Origin of the sequence: Chitinophaga rhizophila, from assembly GCF_019492185.1 — a bacterium.
Taxonomy (GTDB): Bacteria; Bacteroidota; Bacteroidia; order Chitinophagales; family Chitinophagaceae; genus Chitinophaga; species Chitinophaga rhizophila.
Genome location: NZ_JAICCF010000001.1, coordinates 1,626,974 through 1,652,628 on the forward strand (window position 1 = coordinate 1,626,974; position 25,655 = coordinate 1,652,628).

Here is a 25,655-nt window from a genome sequence, read left to right on the forward strand (position 1 = left end):
AAAAATGTGGAGACAACTCCGTTGGTAAGTAAACTGAAATAATGTGACCATCAAATATTGTGTCCGTGGAATGGCGTGGACTTCTCTTTAGCACATCTGGTCAAGAATCAATGGTATCTAGTATGCTGGAAAGGGGTTATTCTTTCCACAGGGTTTTGAAATCAGATTAAATTTAGGCAACAAATTCTAATTAAACAAGAAGTAATTTTTATTTTTTCTTCTGACTACTGATAACTGATAAAGATTAATCACATGTCAGCCTGACAATAAATTATTACAATAACGCACATGAAGCTACTAACGTGTAAACTACTGAATACCGACATATCTTACAGCGCATCAGTTCACCAACGATACATGATATAGATACGGTCTTTCCACAAACTTTTAACGCATAAAATATTTTTTTCCTTTATCGATAATATGCCTGCTATGAAGGCTATATGCCTCACGTTTATAAGTAGCAATAATATTGTTTACATTTAGCTTGATTATTAAAACATAATTACGCTGAGCAGTATTCCATATTACACTCAACATAACACCTGGACAATACAAGTTTACTGATCACCGCCAATACTATCTCTTTGTTCATTTCATTACTTCTGCCCATATTCCTGCTCACAGTAAAAACAAAACACAGGATAAGCAATGTTCTCTTTGCAGCATTTCTGATCATCACAGCAATAGACATCAGCGAGCCATTCGTTCAGTTTATAGCGGACGGTCCTTCCAATTGGGGGATGCTTCGCAATATGGCAGCATTCCTACAGATCCCCTGTTTTCCACCTGTATGTGTTATCGGTTTGTTACGCTGATTTCAGGCTTACTCCAAAACACAGTATTCACCTGCTTCCTTTCTACTTGCCAATCTGGTTTTATTGCCTCGCTTTTATAGTGCTGATGCGGCTGGCAAAATTGATTTCATCATCCACCGTCAAAGCATGATAGAACTACAGTTCAATCACATTCTTTTTCATCTTCAGATGATTCATTATTTCGTTGCCGTCTTTTCAATTCTAAGAACCACGAAAAAGATCTATCTGGAAAACTATAACGGCGAAAGTCTCACTTCGTGCAAATGGCTAAAGCAGTTTACGATGGTATTGACCGCGTTGTACCTGGTGACCCTTTGAAAAATGGATCCTTCAGACTTATCGAGTATCCTAACCGATTGACATTTGAGCTCAGCAATGGAAAACCCACCACAATTACCCTCACGCGGCACCGGATGCATATCCGGGTTCAGATGATTTCCAAATCAGGGGCCGCCCAATAAAAGCAGTTACTGTGTCTTAAAACGCCCTTACCGGGCGCTATGTGCCATTTGTGGAATATGGCTACCCAATTAGCAATCGAGGGATGCCGGTTGTAGAATTATTGGTCAGATATCGGTTAATCTTTCACTCCTACCCCTCTTTAAAAGGGCATCAAAAGGTCACTTCGATATCCCGGGGATATTGAAGTGACCTTTTGATGCCCTTTTGGTGTACCGATGGATTGAATACTAAACCGTGTTTTAGTAAAAAACTATCGGACGATAGACGAAGTGACAAGCTATAGCGGCACAGCTTTCATATTTCGGAAAATCACACTATAATGGACGAGGCTGTCCAGGTCAGTCATGCTGATAAGCCTATGCGTACTGATCAGTACGCATAGGTTGTAATAGACAACACATAAAAGTGTATTGTCATAGAAATGAGTGATAAGAATCTTGTTGAAATAGCTGGTCTTTGAGTGTAATATCGGGTTGTTCATTCACCCGTTGACCAATAGCTGGTTTATTAACCTAAAGCTGACTTACAGCGTCGATACGCCCAGCTGCTGAAAGAGACTGATCCGGTCGGTCAGCACCTCTGACCGTATTATCTTTCCTGCTTCAAACTCGTAAGTAGCATAAGCTTGTATACGGATATTTTTAGCAGTGGCAGCAATACCCAGAAAGACACCGCTATGGGTGCCGGTAACAACCTGTTTTAGCATCACCTTATTACCTTCAGCTACTATCTCCACAATGCTCCACTGTATATCAGGAAATGCGCTGATCAGCTCCTTAATGGACTGTTGGAAACCTGCAACACCTTTTATGCCTTTGGTGCCTGTATATTGATCAGCAATAAGCGCCTCAAGATCCTCGAACCGGCGCTTGTTCAAAATATGATTATACAGATGAATGATCACTTCTTTGGGCTGTTTTGCACTATTATTCGTAGTGTCCATGATTTGAAACTTTTGACTATGACTGGATGTTATTGAAGCACCTTTCAGTGGACTATAAAAGGCCACTAAAAGCATTACTACGTAAGTTGTTGTTTTCATTATGACGACGTTTATTGATCACAAAATTCGCCAACAACTATCTCCATTCATTGTAAAAAATCATTGATTACCAAAATGCCCGCGAAGAGAAGAGTGCTGTAGGTGTAAGGCCTGTAAAGGTTTTAACTTCATGATTGAAATGCGCCTGATCATAAAAGCCGGCTGAAAAGGCAATATCCAGCAGTCCGTCAGATTTGTTGTGAGCAAGCAAGGAACGCATTCTTACGATAGCTGCAAATTGTTTAGGACTTGCACCAACGTTTTTCCGGAAACGTTTCTCAAACGCATCCTGACTCAGGTAACAAGATGTTACCAGCTCTTTGATGCGGATAAGTCCATTGGTTTTCTGAATTGTCTCCACAGCTCCAATAATAAGCTGATCTTGTTTACTGTAAGCTAATCGCTGAATCAGAAATTTTTCAATAACCATGATGCGTTCATGCGTGGTATTCGCCTCATTGAACTGTACCGTAAGTTGTTCATATACATCGTGCGACAGCAGCTCTGCAAGTGAAATGCTCTTACCAAACAGCTCGTGTGCAGGCAGGTTAAAGAACGCGTTAAATGCTGCTGTATGAAACATCACAATGATTGCGCCTGCATGCTGCGTGTAATTAATTAAGCGGTGCGTCTTACGCAACCCCGATAAGGTAAAAGGAGGTAGTGCCTCGTAGCATCCGCTATGACTGTAACTTATGGTGCCGGTATACCGGAACGCCAGTGCTATGGATATGTCAGGAATAATACGATTGGTAACCGGACTCCCAGTTTCAATCATCTTATATCCTTTGATAAAAGGCGCAAGCATCGTCGATGGTAAAATATCAAGCGTTTTCATATCATTTACGATGACGTCACTACTCAACTAACGGCAACTATCGCCGCATAAAGTTAATCATGTTAAGGGGAAATGAATATGCAACTATTCTACGGCTTGTGATACTGTATCGGATTATAAGGGAGCTATGACTTTGAAGGCATATTCCTTTTATAAATGGATGAACACTCAGTCATTTACCGGTAGCTTCTTTCTCATTCTCGGCATATAGGTATACATAAAAGGATTAGCAGTATACAAAGGATCATTCTTTCTGTGTGTTATTGGCGTAGCAAGAGAGGTAATGTAATAAAAGCCAATACTTTACACAAACAAAAAAGGCCGTCTTTTTCAAGACGACCTTTTTTGTTTTTTCCCAGTTCTTCTCAAGTGGGAAATCTATTTTGTGGACTTTGAGGCACTAAAGTCTAATCAATTCATCATTGACCTTAAGCGCTTCGCGTCTATTTTAATTGATTAGCAGATCATTACAAATGTAGAATTGCTCAACCTTAGTTCTATTTAACATAAGTATCAAAACCTGTTTCAGCTTACAGGAAAGGCAAGCGTTCCTGTTTTTATGTGAAAGATCTTATTCTTCTGATTGGCGGCTACTATTATGCATTCATTTCAAGGCCAGTTCCGAATATAGAAAAAAATGATATTGAACAGATCCAGACCGATTTAGACGAGTGGATGATCATTTTATGCGTAATCGGACACATACTGACAAATACTGCTGACAAGCACTTTTACGAAGAGTTGAAGAATAGCACCTTTTAGCAAAAAAGCAGCTGGACGACTTATCGTCAGCTACCTAAATTTTACCCAAGTATCAAATCAAATCGAAGCCATTACGCATAAAATCATCTACACCTAAACTGGACGCTCAAATATAAAATCTATCTCATATAATTGATGGTCATAGGAAGACGGTGACTAATCTATCTTTCCTATTACATTTACGTTATGATCAATGATTGCCCAGCATGGTAAAGCTAGATCTTTATCGTAAATCTATTACCTATGCAAAGAGATTTTGGAAAACAAAGATCAATATCACTTGATTTAAGTTCGCTGTTAGTTATGATATACTTAGCGGATTTAAAATAACATTCCTGATCACCTTGCGATGATCCTTTAAGTAGTATCGAATCTTTTTGAATTGTCCAAGTACCGATTATGCTAGCCTTATAAAGCTTTTCTTTTCGACTGTCTTTCATTTTATAATTTAGCATAAAGACACCCTGATCTAATAATTTCAATTCCCATTGCCGTATTACTACATGATCATACGAACTGAGAATTTCCTCCTTGGAGTATATTTTTTCCAGTTTTGGTTGCCCCAAAAGAAACAATGATAATAAGATAATTAATTTCATGCTTTAAGGAGACTTTATTAAGGTAAAGAAATTAAAGAGGTTTTCGGTATTAGTGGGGTGCTATATATACTATACTCTAATGCTTTTGCACGTAGCAGTGCACCTCGAGATTCTTCTGAAAATGGCATATATGATTTCCCAAAAATACTTATACCTAAGTAAGAAGATCTTTGGCCCCAATTGCTATTTGTCAAAGTTGAAAGTTCACTTCGTATTTGATTTCCTATCCTATCTGGTAAATCTATAAGGCCAAAATTGGATAGTATTAATGGCCCATGTGCAGATCCCCCGCCAGCATCCGTATGACGGTATTCATGTAATGAAACCATACCATAACTAATAGTCGTAGGGTTTAGGTCCGAAGATGCTCCGGCTACCATCCCATCTATCTGTTCAGGGTTAATTGTAATATTATTCCCATCTGTTTGAGAAGACACATTGGTAGCGAAGTCTATTTTCACTTGCCCGTTTCCTGTGACCATATCCATAACCTCCTTTCTACCGGTTGCACTATAAGCACCTTTCTTATTGCCTTTAAATTCGACTTGACCTGTCTTTTTGTTAATCCCTAACTTCACATTTCCGATCTTGCTCCACTCGTTGAGTGTTTTATTGACCAGTTCTTGACCACTTACTGTCTTACCATTAACCGTTAATGTCTCGTTACGAGAGGAGCCAAAACTAGTTGTGTCACCCCAAAAGTCAGCTTTTAGGATGGGATTGTTAGACATTGACATGTAAGGACTTGAAGCATGTTCGGGCTTCGGGTCGAGCTGCCACCATCTTCCTATCTGCGGATCGAGGGTACGAAAGAATGCATCGTTTTGATTCAAATCTAAATCAGTTGTATGTTCAATTCCATTATATCCCATCCTGTTTTTAGGATATTGAGTACTATTCAATGCATTTTTAGAGATGCCAGCCATTATCAGTCCATAAGGATAATAATGAGTTTCTTCCAACAATGGACCACTACTCAAACCCAATATAACATTGTCAAATATTACATCCCGCGGGCTCTCATTACTTGTGTAAACATACAAAAATCCGCTCTTTTCAATAAGCATTTTTTCCACTACCAGTTCCTGTAATTCATCGGAAGAAGCTTTGACTCGGCGCACCCCACTGTTGGCCTCAACTATTTTAAAGTCATCATCAAATAGGACAAAGTTAAGATAGGCCTTTGGGCGCTCATCATATTGTCCTTGTTGATTCTCTCTCTTTAAGAACTGATAATCATTTAAAAAGTTTTCATTAAAGGGGGTGACGTTCAGTACAGTTGCTGAATTATGCGCACCGGGTTTTGCATCGGGTTCCCAAAATGCATCAATAAGAGCGGTCAACATATCCTCTACAGGCGGCTTTTGGCTGATATCCTCAGGTCCTTGCGATTTGTAGAATGCTTTGGCATTAATTTGCACGGTATCTCCAGCCATTACCCTCAAAACTAAGGAAGGTCCAATCTTCTTTCCTCCGGCTTTCGCATTAAGTTTTGCCACTGATTTATTCTCCTTGGTAGTCTGGTCATGTGGATAACCTGATGGCTTCTCTGACCTTGTTTCGTCTATGTTGCTAAATAATGATACTTCTTTAGGCGCGTTCTCGATCTCCATTGTGGCAGCATATATACTGAAGTCCGTTTGATCAGTTAACACAGTTCGCACGTTGCCTAGATGGTCCTTCTCAAAGTAGTCATAAACATAGCTAATGGGCATACCTATTCTATAAATGGGACGGATACGTCCTTCTTCATGGCTAATCAGTTCTAAACTATCCTGATTATATATGAACGGGCCATCGTAGTCCGTCACTGTAGTTTTAACCGTGCTTCCTTTTTTCTCTAAAACCGTCTTTGATAGCCTAATTCCAGTAGCATCGTATTGATAGGCTATTTTTCCTTTACCTTCAATAATGATTTCTGATGGTAAATTCAAGTGATTATAAACAATAGCACTGATATGTTTATTGGAATCCGCCACCAGGTTGCCATTTCCATCGTAAAAATAATCCCGACCTGCATTGGAGCCGTTAATAAAATCCCCTAATCGGGCTGAAGCAGTTTTAGTGGATTGAGGATCTGATATTGAATCCAGCTTATTACTATTTGATTGGTAGGTATAAGTAAGACGGTCAATGGTATCAATCTTCGTACCAATCATGCCTTTTTGCCACATCGAGCGGAGATTACCATTAGCGTCATATGTAATGTTGCTAACAGTAAAATCTTTTTTGTCCTGTGACCAGTCAGCACCATTTTTTTGATTGAATTCTGCACCGATAAGCCGATTAGCTTTATCGTAGGAATATCCGTAAGCCCAAGCGCTATCAGATCGTGTTTTCCATTTTACACCCGCAATGTTGCCACTATATTGATTGGCTAAGAAACCATGGTCATAGCTAAGTTCCTGTCCGAACCAATTTGAGGTACTATTACTACTGGTAACAAAGTTTTTGTTAATGCCTTGTAGCCAACCGCGGATGTTGTAGGTATAATTCAAACTGTCCATTATCGCTCCGGAAGCAGCCACGCCCAGCAGTTTAAGTTGCAGTTGACCCAACTCATCATAAGTATTGGCAGCTATTAATCGCTCTTGACTAATATCGTCATTTAAACGCTTCCTTACTGTAAGCAATCGCCCTCCTTGATCATAAGTCAAAACGGTTAATAATGTTGTTTGCGGCGTAACACTCTTTGGATTTTGATGACGGATATGAGTTGACAATATTGCTCCGTTAAAACTATACAGTGTATTGACCATGTCTTTGCCACCCATATTATTATCACTTATAACCTGAATGGGTCGCCCTTTAGCATTATAATAAGTAGTGGTAGTTAACCACTTGTCTGTTCCTAGGACCCTGACTTTCCCTCCTGTAACGAGCCCATTCGTCATGGTACTTACTGGGAGTTTCTCCGGGTACAGTGTATCAGCTCCAAGCAACCTACCTGTGTCTGTGGGTGAAAACGTCAGTTTACCGGAATAATCATAATTATCGTAAAAAATATAGGTTAAGGGTATCAGAGCTGATGACGGAATATTCGCCAATGCATTACTTGCCAACACTACATTGGTTTCGCCGGCTGCGGTAGGATTGATGAATGCATCAAATTCAGCTCCAGTACCTGAATCGAAATTATCAAGCATGCTTATACTGTTAGTCGCTGTATACAATGCTGCTCCTTCGTATGTATAAAGTACCATGTCTTGCTTTGCAGGTACAGTATAAGATACGGTTTGAGATGCGGATGCGGTTAGCATTGAATCTTGAAGGCCATCTCTAGAATGATTTCCTCTGTAAATAGCTGTCATGGTCGGACGGTCAAGGTTATCATAAAAGGTGACTAGCCATTCCATTGGTGATTTAGTTCGTTGCGTCGAATCTTGTGTGAACGCGAGCCGGTCTCTATTGTCATAAACCATAAATACCGATCCTGATCCAGGTACTTGTTTAACCACAAGTAATCTGCGATCGTCATACTGATATTTAAAACATAATTCATTTACAATTTCTGTAGAAACTGTCCATGTGCTTTTTATTGCATCAATAGCTAGAGGTGGAACAATAAAACGAAGATTGTTTAAATCATCATACACATAGTAAGTGCATAGCCATCCCATATGTGCAGTACCTGGAGCGCCGGCGATCTGAACTTTCTTTAGCACAATCTGGCCATCTTTGTCTTTATATTCAATAGTTTGGCCACTCTGCTCATCAATTGTAATAGTCTTCGATAATTGACCAGTCGCATAGATAGTGTTAGTAGTAGGTAGTCCTGTCGTAACATTCCAAACTCTTACAGAATCTTCAACTGTATTGAACAGGTATTTAGTTTCAACTGGACGAGTTGACCAACTGTTTCCAGGACCGAAACTTTTTAAAGGTCTATTTAATGGAGATGCCTCAAACTCTATTTTCTTATAGAATACATTTTCTCCCAGGACACCTGGATTTAGTATTCCATTCTTGTAGAATGAGCTTTGTGCACCGAACGGATCAGTCTTAAACTTGCCGTCATTAACATTCGCTGATTGTTGCACATAAGGAAGATACTGATACTGCTCTCGCCCGTGATCATCATAAATAATAGGCATCACCAGATCCCCACCGCGAGCGCTAATTCCTTTTGAAACACTCTGAATTGGGCGTCCTAAGCCATCAAGGTATTGCGACGTTTGCTTTACCTCTCGTATCAAACGGTTGGGTGCCGTCACAATACCGGTATCTTTGATTGGCATGCTCGGTTCCCATGTTCTTATGAAATTGATACTTGTATTTGTATAAGGACCGGGTATAGAGTTAGCAGTAGCGGTAGCCCTGTTACCACCAGGTTTTTGGGCAAACAAAGCTCCAGGGCTGAGTCCGGCCAGCAGAAAGATACAAATTTGTAGAATATGTCTATGTAGATTCATAGGTTAAGAGTATTTGAAAAGATGCTTAATATCTGTATGATTACTTTGAGATAGATGTCTGGTACTGATAATCAAATTGTTTTAGTATCATTCCATCTTGGTCCTTAATGACTTTTAGTCTGCCAAAGTCGTCATAGACATAATAAGTGTATTGACTTTTGGAATCTGCTACTGAAGTAATGCCATATAACGGCTGATAGGTGAATGTCGTCATACTGGCACCTGCGGGGTACAATCTCAAATCATCAATGGTTACATTACCCTGAATATTAACAGATGTAGCACCTCCAGGCAATGTGTGCTCAAAGTAAGTCCATCCGTTTCTGGATGCACCCTGGGTAACAGTGGATCCACTTATAGTAGCTGGAGAACTTCTACTCCAGTAAGATACTTTGTAAGTTTTAGCGGATGACAATCCTGCTTTGGATATTGAGCCGCCAGACAAAACATAAAGCTTTGCTCCAGAAATCGCCGTTGGATTTGTGGCGGGCACTCCCGTATAAGTCCAATTACCCTTCCCTGATTCTTCAAAGCTACTGAATGCAACATCTGCAGAAGTAGCATTCATTACCTCTGCAATCAGGAAAGAGGCGTTGTGACCATAAATATAGGCATGACTCATACCTTTGACCTTTGACTGTTCCAACAGATTACCTTTTGCTGAATACTGGTTGAAGGTCAAAAAATCTTTAAATATTGTAGAATCACGATTGAACGAAGCTGCTTTAAATGTGCCAAGAGCAGTTGATGCAACCGGTGTTGAACTTGTGAAGGACGCTACTTTAGCTTTCCTTATACCGGATGGTGTTATAATATATTGATTCGTAGTGCCGTTTACAAGATATTTTGAACTGCCTATCGTTTTCCATATTTCGGTGCTGATATCAGCATCGTACATATTTTGTGACTTCATAGTGGCTGCTGTAGATACAGTATACTCGTAAGGAAAATATTTAACTATCTCTACTTTTTCTCCTTTACTATTGTACTGTGTAATCGTTTTGACGTTAAAAGCAGTATCGTAAGTATAACTTTTTTCATCTGTTAATATTATGCTATTTCGATATTCGGATACTGTTGTCTTAATTAGGTCTCTCCTGCCAGCAGCCGGCGTAAAAGTACGGACCTTGTAGTAAAGAGGTTTTTCAGCCTGATTCCAAGATGTAAAAAAGAATTGATAGGTAGCGTTGTATTGATATACAACAGGAGCGAGCGCAAGACAAGTAAAGTTGTTTAGGCGGTTTGTATTATAATAGTAGGTATCTGTATAGTTCTGATACTGGTTACTTGTCTTTCTAACGGTATCATTTGCCTTGTTATAAACGATCTCTTTCTCCAACTGTCCATAGCTCCAGTCTACATATGTAGGTGGTGTATATGGTAATGGATTATATCCCTCTAATCCGCCCGATAAATAAGATGTAAAATAACATTCCTTTTTACCATTACTTACACCATTATTTGTATAATATTCGACCACCCTACTATAAGTAACAGGACTGCCGTTTATACTAGCAAGGGATTGCGTGGGCGAGCTCGCTCGAACAATGTAATTTCCTATACCATTGTCTTCATAACGAAGGGTATCAGGAAATGTTTCTCCTTTAATATGATCATGCGGATAAAAATCATAATAGACAGGATAAGCATATTTAGGAATAACACCGAGAGAACCCGAGGATTCTGTGCTGTTACTCTTCAGGTATTCGTAATTCCTAGCACTAACTGGCGAGCTACTGATACCGTCATAATCCTTAATTGATTTTATTCTGATTCCGCCAATATAGAGATCCTTTACGACCGTCTTAATAGTATCCGGATGCTGATTATGTACTTCTATCCATGACATTGTTATGTAGCCGGAGTATTCCATATTCTGTACATACACATTCCAGCTATAATTGCCAGGTTGCATATTAGAGACTGTAAACGAATAGTTTTTATACTGAAACGAATTATCACCAGGTATTGGCAACGTATATATTACCTGATTAAAACTGTTCCTTAACTGTACGAGAAAATTGCAGGGAGATAATCCAGTACAGGAACCATTCTGAAAAACTTGCACATTAAATTCTCCATTGGACCCAGCGTCGCCACCAAACTTAAATGACTCAGTTGCAGCACCATTATTGCTAACATATATGCCTCTTTCATAGCTCTTTTCTCTGACAATAGTAAGCGTACTGTCTATTAATCTCGGATCTTCCGCTGTATTAGCCTCCATCTCGAACTCAGTATATCCACCTGTAGGGAATTTAATGCGAGTAAGTGAACCCATTTTCACGAGTGTTGGATCAGTAGAACGATTTCCTCCTGATAACATCAACCCTGTATTGTCTTTATAGGGAGGAAGCAGACTGCCATTCGCATTAGTATTATAAAATCCCCAATGATCAAGACTGTTACTTAAAAATTCAGGTAAGCTCCCGTTATAAGAGAATTCATAACCTGCACCTTCGCCTGAAGCACTATAAGGGATTACTTTTTTTAACGTGAGCCTATTAACTGAATAATCGTGATACAAATTATATCCTCTCGTATACACACCGTCTGTAAAAGAGATTTGTTGAAGGCGATTCATCGAAGAATTAGTTTCCTGGTCAGCCCGACGATTTGCATCATACATAAAGTTCATTTTCACATCATTTGGGAAGATAATACTTTTCAAACGTTTACCATTTGTGATTACAGTACTGTAGGATGTTTGCTCCGCTCTACTTGGTATGCCCAGCTGAAGGCCTAGGCTATAGCTCATGGTAACAAACTCTCCAGGTGTATATCTGCTCCATTCCTGTTCATAAGAAAACATGATACTGTCTGTGCGGGATGGTGCAATCATCTTTGTCATGTACCATGCAGAATTATGCAAGTGGAAATTTTCGATAGTACCATTATCAGATTCCTCAACAGCGTCAAAAACATAGGTCGTACCCGATTCATCTACAATCGTAAATCTGGCAATTTTACCCTCTGAAATCTCGGTTTGAACCTTTAATTTGTTAGACGTCAGCATCAGAAAGTCACCGTTCTTTCCAAAAAGGAATCTACCTGACTTTCCTGCAAAGTTGAAGCTGAAAATATCATTTTGGCCATCATACTGATCATTAGCAATACGGTAAAAGTAATTGGGGTAATAATACCCAGTATTAAATCGGTTACCTGCCTTCTCTTCAGTTATCAATGGATTATTCATAAATCCATAGGTCGGAATTTCATCAGCAATACCTCTAAGTGTCCTTGTAATCGCTCCTCCCGCATTCAGCGTCCACCCAATACCAACGTCAGACGCCATCTCATTTACCCTGACACCACCTGCATGATAGTCCAAGGTTACGTCTAGTGAAAGTGAATTTTCGAAATTCTTAAAATTATAGATAGGGACATTGATCTGCGGGATACCAGTCGCCATACTTACCGGAACGTCCCCAAACTTACCAAGAGAGGAAGCATTTGGCGAAGGTGGCGTCACTTTTGTTAATGATGGCTGTTCCGTAATATCAATCTGGGCTATGGCTTGCATACTTAATAATAGTAGGCCAGTCATCAGTGCATTCAGCTTTATCATAGAATTATCTACTCCATTAAAATTTGAATAGTATTATTTGCGTTTGACGTCGAGAAAGAAATAGTTTGCCATCAATTTTCAATTAAAATACCCCTTAAAATTGGCTTATTATCCCCTTACTTGTATTATTGATTGAAACTCTGGTAACGGTATTAGTACACTAACATTGTAACCTAATCTATAAATTTACTTCTCTGTTCTAAGGATGATAATGCGTTCTTAACTTTAATCAATTCCTTCTCTTGATTAATCAGATGCAGTGTCAATTCCTCTATTTTCTGAAGTAAAATCTTATTCATTTCCCCTAGATCCAAACCTTTATCCACCACTTCCTGGGCTGAGGGGACATCCGGAAGGTGTTTATTTATTTTGATAAATTTCTCAATGCTATTCAGAGATGGTAGCTTGTAGTTATCTTCAAAAACAAAATCTGCCCAGTCGTTCTGTGTAACTTTTATTCTGCGGCTGGTAAAAGTTCCAACACCGTCTAATTTGGCAATCATGGTCGTCCCGCCGTAAAAGCTCCAATAGTTCATTGTAGTATTTGTAGGAAGGGAGAACCAGCCATGGATATTTCCGCCTACCTGGTCCGCACCTATGGCTAAATCTACATTGCTGTTTGATGCGTTTATTGCCTCATGCAGTATAAGCTTGGTTCCTCTACTTCTGTTGATACCTGTAGGAATTGCGTAGCCGGTATTGTTATAGGTAATCATACTGCCGGTGGCATTGCGCAGGGTTACCATCCCATTGAACGGGTTTAAACTCACACCACCTATATCAGAGCCTAAAGAGATATCGGTATGCGCTCCAGAGCCCTTGCCTACCCATCCTTGACGAGTGGTTTTATCGGATTCAAAAAAACCCATAAAGGACAAATTGAGAACGCCAGACCCGGTTCCCAAAATTCCCGAACCGGACGCCGCTCTGAAGCCAGAATACATTTCAAGCATACCTGTTGACCGGTTGGCCAGAAATACGCTACTAATAAAACTGCCGGCGCTATCATAGCGCATCAATCTAAAGTGTGATCCATCATTATTCACACCTTCAGGGCCAGCTAATCCCATTACCCACCTCGTATTAGATAAGACATTGGCATTGCCATTATACATTCTCAACTGAACTGAGGCTCCAACCGCCGGAGTTGGAGATGTTGTATTCAATGTCGATGTGGTTAATGCCGTCTGCGCACTTGTGATATTGAATGTCCCTGCCAAAACAATGAGCACTAAAATTAAATTCTTCATAATAATATGTCCCAGTTCTAAATTGTAAGTTATTGTTGATGGACTTACTCTCTATATCTACTGTACACAACCCGGTTCAATATTTTATAGAGCAATAGTATGTCCATTTTCCCAACGTCTACCTCCATCAAAAACATCTTCCGCACAGGGAACACCAAGAAGGTTCTAGTTTCGAAGTACATCTGAATGCTTTGAAGGCAGGATAATGCCGAAAAAAGAAAATGAAATGCCTGTTCATATGATATAAAATATTTCAATGTTTATTAGAAATAAAATTTGTCTGAATTCTTGTAACAATTGCGATTGAGTCAGTTACCAAGTATATCCTAAGCGGATTTTGATAGGGCTTGTGGTGGGTGTATTCTGTTTGGCTAAAAAATCATATAAGAACATAATATTGCCTTTCACTTTTGGACCTATCTTATATTTCTTCGAAACACCAAGCAGTGCACTCCCCTGCAAGCCACTCCAATCCTTCAACTGGTCCAGGCGCGATATCGTTGACATATGGTTCTGTTCAAAACCTCCATTTATATAAAACGTACTCTTAAGCTTCCAGTCTGCAAAAGAACGCAGGCCAACACCCTGATGGCTCATTGCTATATGGTTCCAGCCGGTACCCAGCCCCAACTTATAAGACACGCCTATACCAGCAGTCCCATTCTTATGGAACTTATAGCCCACTTGCCCCGCAATGTCTGCGGTGGTCGGAAAATAACGATTAGATTTTTGAAACTGAATATTTCCACCGAACTCCAGTCTTTGTAAAAAACTTTTCGTCTTCATCGGATTGGGTTTGAAGTCGGGCATCTCTCCAGCATTTTCTACATCAGGATATTTGCTTTTCAATTCGTTGAGCTTTGCGCGGGCCTGATCCATTTGCTGTGTGACAGCTTGACGGGCAGTTGGATCACCGCCAATACGTTGTTGAATCAGTGCTTCGACTTGACTACGGGTTTGTAATCCCTCTAAAGTCGGAACACTACCACCAGCTGTCACTGGATTGTTTAACAGGGATGCTAACTGGGAATGTCTTTTTATAAAATCGGTGTAGGCTGGCGTCTTGCTTAATAGCTTAATAGCCTTGGCCTCGGCCTGCTTTCTATCCTTAAGTATTTCTTTATATTCTTTGACCTGCTCTCCATAATAATAGGCTTGCTTGTTTATTTTAAGCAAGTCCTTAGAAAAAGCAGTATATCCCGAAAGCTTTTCCTTTAATTCCTTACGGTGAGCATTGATGTATGATTTTATGTCAGCTGCCGCAGTGAAAGAGCTATTAAGGTCGGCGACTTTTTCTTTTACAGCCGTAAGGCTTGGATTATTTGTCAATTTTTGTGCACCTAGAAAATCTAAGGTAGAACTTAGAGAATCTATATAGTGATTGCCTAACGATGAGTATCGTGGAAACCTCTGCTGCAGTCCGGATTTGAGATTCTTAAGCAGATTTATCGGACCATTGAATATCTCATTAGCGGCTACGCTATCTTTTTGGGCCAAACGCGACTTCATCCGGTTTTCTAACTTTAATAGTCGATTGATGACTTTCTCTGAACGCCTGTCGATTAATCTTTTCACTTGTACGGATTTATGATCAACCGCGTAGATATACTTATTAAAGTCGTTCAAATGCGCATTTGCTGACGAATCAATAATAAGATGTGTTGGTGGGCTTGATGGAGGCACTGAGGTCAACATACTTGATAATAGCAAGCTGCCTATTATTAATGCATTCATAGGTACAGGTTATAGGGAAGACAACTGTAATATTAATTTCTTAAACACTATCACCGGCTAATAAGATAGTATCAAACTCCAAAATTGGCGCATATAGAAGATATATCACATAGCACTTTAGTTGTATCATTTCATCTTAGTTGTATACAAAGTAAAAGAGACACTACGCAATGTATATAGTAAGAAAAGATTCAGGACCATTAATTATTTAAGGGCAAAATTGAGAAGGTCCTACGTTGTTCATCTAGCATTACAATGTAAAATTTTTCAACCTGAGCTCCGTTTAACATAAGTAATAAAATGCCTTTGAATCTTAGAACATGTTTAAAAATTGGCTGGGGTTAAATTTGAAAAAAACGAATTGATCAATTAGTCTGGATTTACCACAACACAAACTATGAGAACGAAGTTCACGTTATTGACCGATTCGCAATGGAAAAGTATAAAAAAAATACTTACGGACAAAAGAAAGCGAAAACATTGCCTTCGAGACGTCATAAATGCTATCTTATAGATTTGTAGAACAGGTATTCAATGGCGTGATCTTAATAGTGTTTCCCTTACTGGCAAATAGTTTACTACTATTTCAACAAATGGAAGCAAGCCGGAATAATCGAAAAGTGATGCTGAAGCTTGAAAGGAAAGAATATCCGAGTAAGTACAGATGAACAGGTAGATAAAGGATACTCTCAAAGAGATCAAGATGAACGGCTTCACAAGTATTGTCAAACACATGGGATATATGTGAAGAATGTAATCTACGAGGATCACTCCGCTAAGTCATTTTAACCGGCCTGAATGGAGCGAATGCTTGCAGGTTATAAGAAGAAAAAAACCAGACCACACGTTCTCCTGTTTCCAAGTGGATAGATTTAGCAGAAATACAGGGGATGCATATTTTTATGATTAACGAACTTGATTTGGAAATCGAGGCCTGCGCAATCGAGCAGCCAATTTATTTATCCATACCCGAAAGTAAGATGATCTTGGCCGTTTATCTTGCAGAACCCGAGGTTGAAAACGACAGGCGATCATTAAATATAACTGACGGGATGAGAAAGGTAAGAAAGGAAGGTCGATTTATAGGAGTTGCCCCATACGGTTATGCTAATAAAATAACTGAAGATCATAGAAAGTACATTGCTCCTACTCATCCAGAAGCCGATGTCATTATATGGATTTTAAATGAATTTGCGAAGGAACGGGCAAACACACAGCAGGCCTACGTTCTGGCTAGCAGAAATGACCTATTTTCAAAAAAAGCAAAAGCCAGTATTGGCGATCATCAGTAATCCGATTTACTGTGGAGCAATCTTTATTCATGCATTTCATGATCAGCCAGAATGTACGCTAGAGGGTCAGTACGAAACATTGATTTCTGAGGCATTATTCTACAAGGTACAGGACATAATTATGGTCGTAGGAAATTTAAAATAGTTAGTCCTAGGTTGTGTCTGAGGATGAACTGCCATTGAGAGGATATCTTGTCTGCCCCAAATGCAAAAAGATGCTAACTGGCAGCGCTTCGAAAGGCCGGAAAGGTCAATATTCATTATTACCATTGCCCCCATGCAAGACGCAATTCGCGGCACCAGAACTAAATGACAAGTTCAAATAATCTTTAAAGAGATTCATTCCTAAAGCGGGAACTATCGAATTGATTAGAAAAGCTATCTCCAGAGAATATAGGCTACAGACAAAGGATGGCCGTGAAGTCAAACATCAGTCAAAAAGCGAAATCCAATTTTTAATGAATAAGATAACGAAGGCACGAGACCTCGTTGTCGAAGCGACCTTAAACCTGCTGATTTCAAAAAAGGTGAATCAAGACTGCGAACGAAAGAGTATCATCCTTGAGTCAAAGTTGGAGCAAGCTAATAAAGGCAGGGACAACATTGAAGCCTTATTAGCACAGGAGCATGAGAACCTATGCAACCTATATTTCTATATGTTCATGTCAACACAGAGCAAAAAAGAAAAATTATTGGTTCGACCTACGCCAAAAAGATCGGAATTTCTGACATCAAAGATTGGACCACCAACCTGAACAGTACTGCTCGGCTACTTTACGCTCTGGGCGTGGGTTTGAGTGAAAATGAAAACGGGACTTTCGACTCAAAAAGTCAAAAGTCCCGTGAGGTGGAGTCGGCGGGAATCGAACCCGCGTCCAAACATATCCGCCGAAAGCTTTCTACATGTTTATTTGCGCATTAGGTTGTCGGGACCTTGCCAGGGGCGCAACTAACCAGCCTGGTCCTTATCCGTTTAGTTTCAGTACACACTCACAGAAACCATGTGTACCTATTCCGCTAAGGTTTTGATTAGGCGGCGGCAGTTCTAGCAGACAGGAACCGCGGCGGCCAAAATGGGTGCGCTAATCGCTGATTAGGCAGCCATGGCGTAGTTAGATTCGCCAATTAAAGGTTGTATATTCAGATTTACGTGCTAATTATACAACGCACGACATGCTTACACTTTCAAAGATCTATGCTGTCAAAACCAGGCGACCCCTAGTTTGCTTTCGCAGCCAACAAAGATATGGCTTTTAATTGAAATTCAAGAAATATTTATATAGAGAATTGGTTGTGGGACAGGGTTTACAATCATGGTAGTGGCCTAATTAATTATGAATCAATATACTAGGTAAATATTGGCTACAATTGCCGATAGAGAGGGCATAAAAAAAGAGGCCTCTTATGGGCCTCTTTTCATTAATATTTGATAATTAGTTATCTGAATAAGCTTCTCCAGATATCCAGACCATTAGCATATAGTAACAGTCCAAACAGGATGATCATACCTACTATCTGGGCATATTCCAGGAACTTCTCACTCGGCTTACGACCAGTAACGATCTCGTACAGCAGGAACAGTACATGACCACCATCCAGTGCCGGAATAGGCAGGATATTCATAAATGCGAGGATGATAGAGAGTAGAGCAGTCATTTCCCAAAAAGCAATCCAATCCCAGTAAGCAGGGAACAGGTTACCGATACTAATAAAACCACCGAGGGATTCATTTGCTTTAACTTCTTTAGAAACGAAGATCAGACGGAGCTGCTGTACATATTTCACCAGCGTATTAACGCATTTGGAGAAACCTGCCGGAATTGCTTGTAATAAAGTATATTCTCTTGTAGCAAATTTAAAGTCTTTCTCCGGATTAGCTGGTGCCATACCTACGGTACCATTTTCAGTTACCTGTGCGATTAACTGAATAGTGTCTCCGTCGCGTAAAACCTGTATCGGGGTAGTCTGGCTTTTATATGCTTGTAATGCTTTCCTAAATTCATGGAAATAAGCAGCAGGTGCACCATTTACGGATAATGTCCTGTCTCCTTTTCTGAAACCGGCTTTCTCAGCGGCTGATTTAGGTAATACGGTATCTACTACAAAAGGGATACGTACATCGAGTAATGTACCTTTCCTTCTGATCATTTCACGAACAAAGCCTTCTGGAATTTTAATATCAACAGGCTTGCCATCACGTTCTACCTGAATACTTTTTGCTTCGCGGAGAATGATTTCAGCAGGAATAGAGCGGAAATTTTCAACAGGTTTATTGTCTACAGACAATACCATATCACCATCACGTAATCCGATACTTCCGGCTAGTGAGTCAACAGCGATACCGTAAGTCAGGTTTTTAGTCGGCAGATAGCTTTCACCCCAGTGCCATAACATCATGGCATAGATCAGGAAGCCCAGGAAGATGTTAACAGTAACACCGCCGATCATAATGATAAGACGTTGCCATGCTGGTTTAGAACGGAACTCCCATGGTTGTGGGGGTTTGGCCATTTGTTCGCGGTCCATACTCTCATCCACCATACCGGATATCTTGACATATCCTCCTAATGGCAGCCATCCGATACCATATTCGGTATCTCCTTTTTTCTTTTTGAACAGGGAAAACCAGGGATCAAAGAACAGATAGAATTTCTCAACCCTTGCTTTAAAAAGCTTGGCGGGGATAAAGTGTCCGAGCTCGTGTAAAACGACCAGAATAGAGAGTGACAGTATTAACTGCCCGGCCTTTACCAGTATTTCTTGTGTGGTCATGTAGATGAATCTGACAGTAAATATATAATGTTATTAATCTATAGATAGTCCGGCAAATATAGGCGGTTCAACTGCAGTAAAGCGTTAATGTAATATTAAATCACTATCGCATTAATCATGGAATTGGCGTATTCTCTTGCAGCCTGATCGCTCTCATAGTAATCATGCAGTGTAGGCTTTTCAACGAAAGCTACTTTTTCCAGTACTTCTTCGATAACTTCAGTCATCTGCAGGAATCCGATTCTGTTTTTCAGGAAGGCATGTACTACTTCTTCGTTGGCAGCATTCATTACACAGGCAGCATTTCCACATTTGTGCATAGCGTCAATAGCTATTGCGAGATTACGGAAGGTCTTGGTATCAGGCTGCTCAAATGTCAGTGTTGGATTATTCTTAAAAGAGAATTTCGGGAAGTCATTTGCCAGTCTTTCCGGAAATCCTAATGCCAATTGAATAGGTAATTTCATATCTGGAACACCCAACTGTGCTTTCAGCGATCCGTCCACAAATTCTACCATAGAGTGAATAATAGATTGTGGGTGGATGACTACTTCAATCTTTTCAGGAGGCAGGTTAAACAGCCAGCGGGCTTCGATCATTTCCAGCCCTTTATTCATCAGCGTAGCACAGTCAATGGTGATCTTTGCGCCCATTCTCCAGTTAGGATGCTGTAACGCATGATCTTTTTTAACATTGATGAGGAAGTTGGGCTTTTTGCCCAGGAATGGTCCGCCGGAGGCTGTGAGGATTACCTTCTCAACCTTTCTTACATCTTCACCGAGCAGACACTGGAAGATAGCGGAGTGCTCTGAGTCAACCGGGATAACGGGAACATTTCGTTTATTGGCAGCAGCCATTACAATGTCACCTGCTACAACCAGGGTTTCCTTATTAGCCAGCGCAATAGGAGTGCCCTGTTCTATAGCAGCCAGTGTTGGTGCTAGTCCTGCAAAGCCCATTACAGCTGCCAGCATCATATCAATGGAGCTCCAGGCAGCTACTTCTACCATAGCTTTTGCACCTGCAAACACCTTGATACCTTTATCAAATAATACGTCTTTTATCTTCTGATATTGTGCCTCGTCGGCAATCACCACCGCATTCGGGCGGAACTTCAAAGCCTGTTCTATTAAAAGGTCAGCATTCTGGCCGCCTGTCAATACTTCCACGCTGAACTTGTCAGGATGTGCTTCAATCACCTCCAATGCCTGGATGCCAATAGATCCTGTGGAGCCAAAGATGGCTATGTTCTTCTTACTCATTGCTGCAATAATAAGGGAAATAAGACAATTGGAAATTAGGAATTAGGAATTAAGAATTAAGAATTTTCCAAATGCGGCGAAGATGGCTGCGGATAATTCCTAGTTCTTAATCCCTGATTTATAAATCCAATTATGAAAGAAATTTCGTGAGTTCATCGGCCAGCGTCCTGTCGTTACTGAGGCGTGGCACTTTATTCTGACCACCCAGTTTACCAACAGATTTCATATAATCAATGAATCCGTTTTTACGTACTGGCCTGATTTTCAATGGCTGTAGAATATTACCGGTTAACAGGTCATTATAATAGATGTTTTTTTCCTGCATATATGCGTCTACTTTCTTGGCGAAAGCGGCGATATCAGCTGGTTGCTGTTCAAATTCAACAAACCACTCATGGAAAGGCAGTTCACCCTGTGGAGCGACCATAGGCGCTACAGTAAATTCGGTAATCTGGAGATTTTCCTCTTTAGCAGCGCGCATCAGGCTATGTTCTACTTCCTCTCCGATTACGTGTTCACCGAAAGCGGAAATGAAGTGTTTGATACGGCCGGTTACTAAGAGGCGGTAAGGATTAGTGGATACAAATTTCACTGTATCACCTATATTATAGGCCCATAATCCTGCATTTGTACTCACTACAAGTGCGTAATTGACACCTACCTTTACATCTCTCAGTGAAAGACGGGTAGGATTAGCATCAAATATCTCGTTGGCAGGGATAAATTCGTAGAAAATGCCTGAATTGGTATTTAATAAGAGGCCTTTATGTTCCTGAGTATCCTGAAATGCAAAGAATCCTTCAGATGCAGGGAAGGTTTCAACAGTATTAATCGGACGGCCGATAGCAGCCATAAGTTTTGCACGGTATGGTTCAAAGTTTACACCGCCGTACACCAGTACATCGAGGTTCTTAAACAGCTCGCCTACAGGTTTACCACTTCTTTCGATTAGCCTGTCGAAGTACATCTGCATCCATGGTGGAATACCGCTGATCAGACGCATGTCCTCATTGATGGTTTCATCTACTATCTTGTCCAGCTTGGTTTCCCAATCTTCCACGCAGTTGGTTTCATAGGTAGGAAGCTGATTGGTACGGAGGTAGCGGGGAACGTGGTGGTTAACAATTCCGCTCAACCGACCGTAAGGGATACCACCTACTCTTTCCAGAATAGGAGAACCGGATAAGAATATAAGTTTGCCATCAGCAAACTCGGTTTTACCGGTTTCTGCCATATAGTTAAGCAGTGCATTACGCGCAGTATCTATATGATTTGAGATCGAGTCTTTTGAGATGGGTATATATTTTACACCACTGGTAGTGCCGGATGTTTTAGCGAGGTAGAGTGGTAGACCTTTCCAGAGAACGTTTTGTTTTCCATCCTTTATTTTATTGATATAGGGTTTGAACTGTTCGTAATCTCTGACAGGCACTGCCTGTTTGTAATCATTGTAGTTATTGATATTCCCGAAATGATGATCTTTTCCGAAGTCAGTTTTCCTGCCTGTTTTTATCAACTCCTCCAGGATGGCTTCCTGGTCTTCTACCGCCCTTTGCATCTCCTTCCTGATCTTGCTGGCAACGATGGAAGCAAATGGTTTGGCAAGCAGTGATTTAAGCTTCATGCCTTATATTTTAAGATAAGAGAAAGGACAAATGTATAAAATAAAAATTGTTATGAAAGGTCATATTACTTGTGTTACAACATGGTTGCGTGTTTAGCGTAAGATCAATACAGGCAAGGATTGCAGCGAAATCAGTGTCATTGGGGTAATATTGTAATCAACTATATTAAAATAAAGTATGTATCTTTGAAAACATAAATTGTATTTCTCAGTGGAATCAGGCTGTTTTTAGGCCTGGTAGCAAAAAGCTGAGAAAACTTTGTCAATTAGAAAACAAATCCTACCTTTGCAGGAAATTATTTTTGGATAACTATGTTTGCAGTTGTAAAAATCGCAGGTCAGCAATTCAAAGTACAAAAAGACCAGGAAATCTTTGTACAACAGTTGCAGGGAAATATTGGAGATAAAGTGCAGTTCTCTGAAGTGTTGTTAGTAGATAATGGTGGTAAGCCGACCGTTGGTACTGATGTAAAATCAGTGGTAAAAGCAGAGATCCTGAGCCACGTTCAGGGTGATAAGGTAATTGCTTTCAAAATGAAACGCAGAAAAGGTTTCAGAAAGAAAGTTGGTCACCGTACACACTTTACGAGAATCCGGATCAACGAGATCGCTTAATTTATTTGATAAAGTATTAAAACCGTACATAAGAAATGGCACATAAAAAAGGTGAAGGTAGCGTTAAGAACGGCCGTGATTCCCAAAGCAAAAGGCTGGGAGTAAAAATATTTGGTGGCCAGGCAGCCGTATCTGGTAACATTATTGTTCGCCAGCGCGGTACCGTTTATCACCCTGGACAGAACGTTGGAATTGGTAGAGATTTTACCATTTTCGCTGTAGCTGATGGAGTTGTTGAGTTCAGAAAAGGACGTGAGAACAGAACCATCGTTTCCGTAAAATCACTTGACACCACTGCTCAGGCGTAAGTCTGGAACAGTGTTTGCCATAAAGTTTTTTATAATACCCAATTTTAATTACTAACCCAAAATTCAAAAAACAATGGCAACAATTAAAAAAGCGGCTAAAAAAGCTGCTCCTAAGAAAGCTGCTCCTAAAAAGGCTGCTGCTAAGAAAGCCGCTCCTAAAAAAGCTGCTGCTAAGAAAGCTGCTCCTAAAAAGAAAGCCGCTCCTAAAAAAGCTGCTGCTAAGAAAGCCGCTCCTAAAAAAGCTGCTGCTAAGAAAGCCGCTCCTAAAAAAGCTGCTGCTAAGAAAGCCGCTCCTAAAAAGGCTGCTGCTAAGAAAGCTGCTCCTAAAAAGGCTGCTGCTAAGAAAGCTGCTCCTAAAAAGGCTGCTGCTAAGAAAGCTGCTCCTAAAAAGGCTGCTGCTAAGAAAGCTGCTCCTAAAAAGAAAGCTGCTGCTACAAGGAAGAAAGCTACTAAACCAGCTTCTACCACTCCAGCTCCGGCAGCTCCAATCGCTCCAGAGTTGTAAGATCGACTTTACAAACTGTAAAATAAAAGGTCCTGGCTATCGCCAGGATCTTTTTTTATTTATACACCAGCCTCACTAAATTCGCAGTTCAATTCAAATTATGCTCGATAATTACTCTATTGCCGATAATTTCTCACTTATAGCCAAACTGATGGATATACAAGGGGATAATAGTTTTAAAGCCAAATCCTTCGCAAGTGCAGCCTTTACTGTAGAGAAACTACCTGTACAGTTACAGGTTACACCGCCCGAAGATATAGCTAAAATGAAAGGCATCGGTGATTCTATCAGCAAAGCTATTCAGGAAATGTTGCAAACAGGCCGATTTGCCGCACTTGATGCCTACCTACTTAAAACACCTCCAGGCATTTTGGAAATGCTAAAAATTAAGGGCCTCGGCCCTAAAAAAATAGCAACTATCTGGAAGGAACTGGAAGTGGAAACACTGGGAGAGCTATTATATGCATGCAATGAAAATCGCCTCACCCTGCTTAAAGGCTTCGGACAAAAAACACAGGAAGCTGTAAGACAAAGTATTGAATTTTACTTTAGCAACCAGGGACGCTATTTATATGCCCAGGTTGAATCGTTGGCCCTGAAGCTTGAAAAAGAATTTAGTGAGTTACTTGCACCGGCTGCTATTGCACTAACCGGACAATTCCGCCGTACAGAAAACATTATCGATCAGATAGAATTTGTTGCTGCACTCCCCCATCCTACTCTTCAGGAAAAGTTATCACAATTGCCGGTACTCACTGCAATTGCCACTGACGAAGACGCCCTGATATATGAGCATGAGCAACACATAAAGATCAAAATATATCCAGCTACAGCCGAAAATTTTGAGAAAAAATGCTTCATTACCACAGGTGACACATTGTTCCTGGAACATTTTAATGCTGCACTAGACCTGAACAGCATTCCGGATAATACAACGGAAGCAGGCATCTTTGCACTGGCAGAAATGGACTATATAGAGCCTTGCCAGCGTAATGGCGGTCTTGCAATTGATCTTGCTAAAAAACAACAACTTCCTACGCTTATTACTCATAAAGACATAAAAGGGATCATTCATAGTCACAGTACATGGAGTGATGGTGAGCACACTTTGCAGCAAATGGCACTTGCTGCAAAAGCGCAAGGATTTGAATATCTCGTAATCAGTGATCACTCACGATCTGCCTTTTATGCAAATGGACTAAGCATTGAAAGAATACAGGCACAACATGCAGAGATTGATGAACTGAATAAACAACTTGCTCCGTTTCGCATCTTTAAGAGTATTGAGGCTGATATACTCAATGACGGCAGTCTTGATTATCCTGATGAAATACTTGCTTCTTTTGATCTGGTGATTGCATCGGTTCATTCTAATTTGAAGATGAGTGAAGAAAAAGCCATGATGCGACTTCTGAAAGCAATAGAAAATCCATATACAACTATTCTTGGGCACATGACAGGACGTTTGTTACTCAGCCGAAACGGCTATCCTGTAAATCATCAACAGATAATTGATGCATGCGCTACACATAATGTGGTTATTGAGATCAATGCGCATCCACGCCGGTTAGATATTGACTGGGAATGGATTCCCTATGCCCTTGAAAAAAATGTATTGTTATCCATAGACCCAGATGCGCATAGTACAGATGGCTTCCACGACATCTACTATGGTGCTTTGGCGGCGAGAAAAGGAGGACTCACAGCTGCGCAGAATCTCAGCAGCTTCAGCACTGCAGAACTGGAAGCGTTCATCAGCAAAAAGAAGAAATAAAGCAATTCAGTCAACTAA

15 protein-coding genes and 1 other RNA gene are annotated in these 25,655 nt (G+C 40.4%); 6 read left to right on the forward strand and 10 right to left on the reverse strand.

The features are described 5' to 3' along the window. Nucleotides 1-1,803: 1,803 nt before the first annotated feature. From K1Y79_RS06035 to K1Y79_RS06060, 6 genes are all read right to left on the reverse strand, one after another. Nucleotides 1,804-2,223: an ester cyclase gene (locus K1Y79_RS06035; RefSeq protein WP_220249098.1), complete on the reverse strand. Its 420-nt coding sequence runs from the start codon at nucleotides 2,221-2,223 to the stop codon at nucleotides 1,804-1,806. 166 nt (nucleotides 2,224-2,389) lie between these two features. Continuing rightward, nucleotides 2,390-3,160, reverse strand: a complete 771-nt coding sequence (locus K1Y79_RS06040) for a helix-turn-helix domain-containing protein (RefSeq protein ID WP_220249099.1) — start codon at nucleotides 3,158-3,160, stop codon at nucleotides 2,390-2,392. 1,378 nt (nucleotides 3,161-4,538) lie between these two features. After that, nucleotides 4,539-8,933 carry a DUF6443 domain-containing protein gene (locus K1Y79_RS06045; RefSeq protein WP_220249100.1) on the reverse strand — a complete coding sequence of 1,465 codons (4,395 nt, stop codon included), beginning with the start codon at nucleotides 8,931-8,933 and terminating at the stop codon, nucleotides 4,539-4,541. A 40-nt stretch (nucleotides 8,934-8,973) separates the two neighbouring features. Further along, a complete protein-coding gene (locus tag K1Y79_RS06050) occupies nucleotides 8,974-12,501 on the reverse strand; it encodes a hypothetical protein (protein WP_220249101.1) in 3,528 nt (1,175 codons plus the stop codon). 173 nt (nucleotides 12,502-12,674) lie between these two features. After that, the gene (locus K1Y79_RS06055) at nucleotides 12,675-13,751 is read right to left on the reverse strand and encodes a hypothetical protein (RefSeq protein ID WP_220249102.1); all 1,077 of its coding nucleotides are present in this window, start codon (nucleotides 13,749-13,751) and stop codon (nucleotides 12,675-12,677) included. Between the two features lie 312 nt (nucleotides 13,752-14,063). After that, on the reverse strand, nucleotides 14,064-15,485 hold the full coding sequence (locus tag K1Y79_RS06060; protein ID WP_220249103.1) for a hypothetical protein: 1,422 nt from the start codon (nucleotides 15,483-15,485) through the stop codon (nucleotides 14,064-14,066). Between the two features lie 902 nt (nucleotides 15,486-16,387). Here K1Y79_RS06060 and K1Y79_RS06065 point away from each other — a divergent pair. Continuing rightward, nucleotides 16,388-16,777 (forward strand): serine integrase family protein, encoded by a 390-nt coding sequence (locus K1Y79_RS06065; protein ID WP_220249104.1) that lies wholly within the window; start codon nucleotides 16,388-16,390, stop codon nucleotides 16,775-16,777. Then, nucleotides 16,728-16,922 (forward strand): recombinase family protein, encoded by a 195-nt coding sequence (locus K1Y79_RS29500; RefSeq protein ID WP_394370758.1) that lies wholly within the window; start codon nucleotides 16,728-16,730, stop codon nucleotides 16,920-16,922. The genes K1Y79_RS06065 and K1Y79_RS29500 overlap by 50 nt, the downstream gene beginning before the upstream one ends. A 700-nt stretch (nucleotides 16,923-17,622) precedes the next feature. Here the strand turns inward: K1Y79_RS29500 and ssrA are convergent. The 4 genes from ssrA to K1Y79_RS06090 all read right to left on the reverse strand — a co-directional run bounded on the left by ssrA (nucleotide 17,623) and on the right by K1Y79_RS06090 (nucleotide 22,435). Further along, nucleotides 17,623-17,996, reverse strand: a transfer-messenger RNA (tmRNA) gene (gene ssrA / locus K1Y79_RS06075). Nucleotides 17,997-18,214: 218 nt separating this feature from the next. Further along, on the reverse strand, nucleotides 18,215-19,549 hold the full coding sequence (gene rseP, locus K1Y79_RS06080) for an RIP metalloprotease RseP (protein WP_220249106.1): 1,335 nt from the start codon (nucleotides 19,547-19,549) through the stop codon (nucleotides 18,215-18,217). Between the two features lie 95 nt (nucleotides 19,550-19,644). After that, entirely contained in the window at nucleotides 19,645-20,811 is a 1,167-nt protein-coding gene (locus K1Y79_RS06085; RefSeq protein WP_220249107.1) for a 1-deoxy-D-xylulose-5-phosphate reductoisomerase, read from the reverse strand. A 130-nt stretch (nucleotides 20,812-20,941) separates the two neighbouring features. Continuing rightward, entirely contained in the window at nucleotides 20,942-22,435 is a 1,494-nt protein-coding gene (locus K1Y79_RS06090; RefSeq protein WP_220249108.1) for a GH3 auxin-responsive promoter family protein, read from the reverse strand. A 312-nt stretch (nucleotides 22,436-22,747) separates the two neighbouring features. Between K1Y79_RS06090 and rplU the strand changes: the two genes are divergently transcribed. From rplU to K1Y79_RS06110, 4 genes are all read left to right on the forward strand, one after another. Beyond that, complete coding sequence (gene rplU, locus K1Y79_RS06095; RefSeq protein ID WP_220249109.1) at nucleotides 22,748-23,050, forward strand: 50S ribosomal protein L21; 303 nt, start codon at nucleotides 22,748-22,750, stop codon at nucleotides 23,048-23,050. A 35-nt stretch (nucleotides 23,051-23,085) separates the two neighbouring features. Further along, a complete protein-coding gene (rpmA, locus tag K1Y79_RS06100; protein ID WP_106603224.1) occupies nucleotides 23,086-23,358 on the forward strand; it encodes a 50S ribosomal protein L27 in 273 nt (90 codons plus the stop codon). 73 nt (nucleotides 23,359-23,431) lie between these two features. After that, a complete protein-coding gene (locus K1Y79_RS06105; RefSeq protein ID WP_220249110.1) occupies nucleotides 23,432-23,863 on the forward strand; it encodes a histone H1-like repetitive region-containing protein in 432 nt (143 codons plus the stop codon). Between the two features lie 100 nt (nucleotides 23,864-23,963). Continuing rightward, nucleotides 23,964-25,637 carry a DNA polymerase/3'-5' exonuclease PolX gene (locus K1Y79_RS06110; protein ID WP_220249111.1) on the forward strand — a complete coding sequence of 558 codons (1,674 nt, stop codon included), beginning with the start codon at nucleotides 23,964-23,966 and terminating at the stop codon, nucleotides 25,635-25,637. The last annotated feature ends 18 nt before the right edge of the window (nucleotides 25,638-25,655 follow it).

Excerpts from the sequence above, each read along its gene's own strand:
- K1Y79_RS06065 (WP_220249104.1), top strand. The coding sequence starts at position 16,388 with ATGATTAACGAACTTGATTTGGAAATCGAGGCCTGCGCAATCGAGCAG.
- K1Y79_RS06050 (WP_220249101.1), bottom strand. The coding sequence starts at position 12,501 with ATGATAAAGCTGAATGCACTGATGACTGGCCTACTATTATTAAGTATG.
- K1Y79_RS06035 (WP_220249098.1), bottom strand. The coding sequence starts at position 2,223 with ATGGACACTACGAATAATAGTGCAAAACAGCCCAAAGAAGTGATCATT.
- K1Y79_RS06110 (WP_220249111.1), top strand. The coding sequence starts at position 23,964 with ATGCTCGATAATTACTCTATTGCCGATAATTTCTCACTTATAGCCAAA.
- K1Y79_RS06090 (WP_220249108.1), bottom strand. The coding sequence starts at position 22,435 with ATGAAGCTTAAATCACTGCTTGCCAAACCATTTGCTTCCATCGTTGCC.
- K1Y79_RS29500 (WP_394370758.1), top strand. The coding sequence starts at position 16,728 with ATGACCTATTTTCAAAAAAAGCAAAAGCCAGTATTGGCGATCATCAGT.
- rseP (WP_220249106.1), bottom strand. The coding sequence starts at position 19,549 with ATGACCACACAAGAAATACTGGTAAAGGCCGGGCAGTTAATACTGTCA.
- K1Y79_RS06105 (WP_220249110.1), top strand. The coding sequence starts at position 23,432 with ATGGCAACAATTAAAAAAGCGGCTAAAAAAGCTGCTCCTAAGAAAGCT.
- K1Y79_RS06045 (WP_220249100.1), bottom strand. The coding sequence starts at position 8,933 with ATGAATCTACATAGACATATTCTACAAATTTGTATCTTTCTGCTGGCC.
- K1Y79_RS06060 (WP_220249103.1), bottom strand. The coding sequence starts at position 15,485 with ATGAATGCATTAATAATAGGCAGCTTGCTATTATCAAGTATGTTGACC.
- K1Y79_RS06085 (WP_220249107.1), bottom strand. The coding sequence starts at position 20,811 with ATGAGTAAGAAGAACATAGCCATCTTTGGCTCCACAGGATCTATTGGC.
- rplU (WP_220249109.1), top strand. The coding sequence starts at position 22,748 with ATGTTTGCAGTTGTAAAAATCGCAGGTCAGCAATTCAAAGTACAAAAA.
- K1Y79_RS06055 (WP_220249102.1), bottom strand. The coding sequence starts at position 13,751 with ATGAAGAATTTAATTTTAGTGCTCATTGTTTTGGCAGGGACATTCAAT.
- rpmA (WP_106603224.1), top strand. The coding sequence starts at position 23,086 with ATGGCACATAAAAAAGGTGAAGGTAGCGTTAAGAACGGCCGTGATTCC.
- K1Y79_RS06040 (WP_220249099.1), bottom strand. The coding sequence starts at position 3,160 with ATGAAAACGCTTGATATTTTACCATCGACGATGCTTGCGCCTTTTATC.